The sequence below is a fragment of the Robiginitalea sp. genome, from assembly GCF_049588695.1.
GTDB lineage: Bacteria > Bacteroidota > Bacteroidia > Flavobacteriales > Flavobacteriaceae > Robiginitalea.
The window spans coordinates 1-3,368 of sequence record NZ_JBAVZJ010000401.1 but is presented as its reverse complement, the minus strand read 5'-3'; the positions used below and the strand labels follow the sequence as shown (position 1 = coordinate 3,368).

At 45.0% G+C, this 3,368-nt stretch carries 3 protein-coding genes; all 3 read left to right on the top strand.

Annotated features, from left to right (window positions below; translation table 11 throughout):
- Nucleotides 1-1,757: DUF2855 family protein (locus WBV75_RS09445; protein ID WP_424120375.1), on the top strand; the 1,757-nt coding region annotated here is incomplete at its 5' end.
- A gap of 170 nt (nucleotides 1,758-1,927) precedes the next feature.
- On the top strand, nucleotides 1,928-2,392 hold the full coding sequence (locus tag WBV75_RS09440; RefSeq protein ID WP_424120374.1) for a hypothetical protein: 465 nt from the start codon (nucleotides 1,928-1,930) through the stop codon (nucleotides 2,390-2,392).
- A gap of 247 nt (nucleotides 2,393-2,639) precedes the next feature.
- A complete protein-coding gene (locus WBV75_RS09435) occupies nucleotides 2,640-3,368 on the top strand; it encodes an NUDIX hydrolase (protein WP_424120376.1) in 729 nt (242 codons plus the stop codon).

The window sequence follows — 3,368 nt, the reverse complement described above, 5'->3', positions numbered from 1 at the left end:
CATTAGAGGAGATCTTCGACAACTTAGAGGAAGCTGGCGTACTCTTGCGAATCGACAAAAACATCCGGCCTACCATGTTTCACGGGGCGACGGTCAGCCCCTTAGAACTGGCCGCCTTACGGAAAATTAAAAACATTATCCGTCTTGGTAGGGTTCAGCGTATTGAAAAAAATAAAATAGTACTCCAAAAAGGTTCAATACCCACCTCACCAAAGCACATCCATGTAGACTGTTCGGCCTCCGCCATATCCAATGCAGCCATTAAAACGGTTTTCCAGGGGGATTTAATAACTCCGCAAACCGTACGTTCGTACCAACCTGTCTTTAGCGCCTCGGTTATCGCCTTTGTAGAAGCAAACTATCAGGATGAGAATACCAAGAATAAGCTGTGCCAGGTAGTGCCCCTGCCCAATCACGATACGGATTGGGTCGCCATGACGGAAGCTAATATGGTCAACCAGTTTATCTGGTCCCAGGATAAATCCCTGCGCGCATGGATGCGTAATAATCGATTGGACGGGTATAGCAAATTGCTCACCGGCATTGATAAAAGCGATACCGGAAAAATGGCTATTTTGAAAAAGATGCGCAAGCACAGCTTACCTGCAATGCTAAAGCTGCAGCAGCTGCAAAAAGATCTGGACGCCATGGGTCGGGCTCCGGTTAAAAACCCACAGCTACAGGTCAGCAAAGATGTATTTTTTAAGAATCGCATTGCAGAGGTGCCGGACACTGCCCTGGAGCTGGAAAATGGGGACGTTCTGGTGAAGGTAGAGCGCTTCGCCTATACTGCAAATAATATTACCTATGCCGTAGCTGCGGATATGGTCGGCTATTGGCAGTTCTTTCCCCCCGTGGGAGAAAACAAAACGCGCTGGGGCGTGATCCCTGTTTGGGGCTTTGCTGAAGTAGTAGCCTCAAAGTCGGAGGGTATTCCGGTTGGAGATCGTTTATTTGGGTTTTTTCCACCTGCAAAACACCTAAAAATGACTCCTGTAAGCGTTTCTGAAAGCCGTTTTATTGATGGCGCTGTACATCGCTCTGAATTACCCGGGGGATACAATGTCTATCAAAGAGTACTGAATGAGAAGAATTACAACCCGGCATTTGATCGGGAGCGTATGCTTTTTTATCCACTGCTGGTGACCTCTTTTTGTCTGTGGAATACCCTGAAGGAAAGGAAATGGCACGGAGCTGAACAACTTATTATCTTGAGCGCTTCGAGCAAAACCAGTATTGGCCTGGCCTATGCATTACAGGGAGATGACCACGCCCCAACCACTATTGGTATTACCTCGGATCGAAATCTGGAAAAGGTAAAAAGTCTGGGGATATATGACCAGTGCCTGAGCTATGATACGATTACAAGCATCGATTCGGACATACCGACGGTAATCGTTGATATGTCTGGCAATACCAGAGTGCTGGCTGCCCTGCATACCCGTTTGGGGGACAATATGAAATTTACCCACAATGTCGGACTTACGCATTGGACTCATATGAAACCTCAGCAAGGGATCATAACGGAAAGGAGTGCTTTTTTCTTTGCGCCCGATCACATTCAGAAACTATTAAAGGAATGGGGACCTAATAGGTTTGAACAGGAAACTTCAGCCTTCCTGAGGACCACAGCCAATAAGGCCAGGGCATGGCTGAAATTCAGAGAAGTCAAAGGTTTAGAGGGATTGGCAGCTGTTCATCCCGCAGTTTGCCAGGGAACAATACCGTCAGATGAAGGCTTGATAGTCGTCTTATAGGAAATAGTACGGAGTTATATCTTTTGATCTATTTATTCTGTGTAAGCTCACTTTTGATGGATATTAAGGTCCGATATCAATTCCTTCGGTATTTTCTATGGGAATATCGTTTTATCTTATTGGATGAATATGCTTATACTTAAATACTTCAATCTATAGAACTCCGAGTCATGGAAATAAAAGAGCTTACCAGGAGACCCAGCATCGAACAGGACAAAAGATTAAAAAAGAGTTATGCCATTTTTGAAAACCTGATAGATGAATTGAAAAAAAAGAAAATACCTGGAGAACTATTGAATTCCATAAACCAGGATATTGAAGAGATAAATTCATTTTCCGGTTCAAATAAAGATTTGCGAAAACGTATTTCTAAATTGCAATCCAACATTCTGAAATTGATTGAAAAAGAATTAAAACTTGTACCTAAGAACTTCTATCGCAATAGATGGTTGGCCATCGGAATGAGTGCTTTTGGGATTCCGTTAGGCGTGGCATTTGGAGCTAGTTTAGGTAATATGGCATTTTTGGGAATAGGGATCCCCATTGGAATGGTAATCGGAATGGCTGTAGGTGACGGAATGGACAAAAAAGCGTTTGAAGAAGGAAGGCAGCTGAATTTGGAGATTCCATACTAAACTCAAACCCTGCACAAGAGTACTCAGGCAGAAAAGCAATGGGAGCTGCCAAATAGGTTGTGTAAAAAAAGGGGCAAGACATAGACCCCTATGAATAAAAACAGGACAATTTAGGCGCTCCGTGTCATGTGCTCCGACTCCGCTATAACTTATTGAGCAAAAGCATTCTCCAGGTAGATTTTTTTGCTTAAATTGCTTAGTGTATTTTTTACACTTAATAATATTTTAAACGCAACCCAACTCTTTTATCCTGAAAGAAGATCCCTCAATATCAGTTGATTGTGTGGTTTTTGGCTACGATGAAATGCAGCTGAATGCACTTCTTGTAAAGCGAACACTTAATAATCAAGACACCTCAACATACACTGTCTGGACCCTCACGGGAAACCACATTTATCAGGAAGAGCCCCTGGAAGAAGCAGCCGCCCGGGTGCTGCGGGATCTGACAGGCCTGGAGGATGTTTACCTGGAGCAGTTTGGATCTTTTGCCGATCCCGCCCGCCTCAAAAACCCTAAGGACCAGGAGTGGCTCCGGTCGATTGACCACGACCCGGAACGACGGGTCATAACCGTGGGGTATTTTGCCCTACTCGACAGCACAAAGGTTACCCTGCAGTGGAGGGGTCGCGATGTGGAATGGAAACCTGTAAGGGAGGTCGGTGTCCTGGGATTCGACCACAACCATATCCTGGATCAGGCGCTGGAAGCCCTTCGGAATAAAATGAGGCATGAACCTATTGGGTTCGAGCTGCTGCCTGAAAAATTCACCCTCACACAACTTCAAAACCTGTACGAACAAATATTCGACACCCGGTTTGACAAGCGGAACTTCCGAAAAAAAATCGCCCGGATGAAATATGTGATCCCACTGGATGAGAAACAAGTGGGTGTCCCCCACAAACCGGCCCAGCTCTTTGTCTTTAGCCGAGAGGTATATGAAAAGACACGGACAGAACTCTTTGACTTCATCGTGTAA

Excerpts from the sequence above, each read along its gene's own strand:
- WBV75_RS09440 (WP_424120374.1), top strand. The coding sequence starts at position 1,928 with ATGGAAATAAAAGAGCTTACCAGGAGACCCAGCATCGAACAGGACAAA.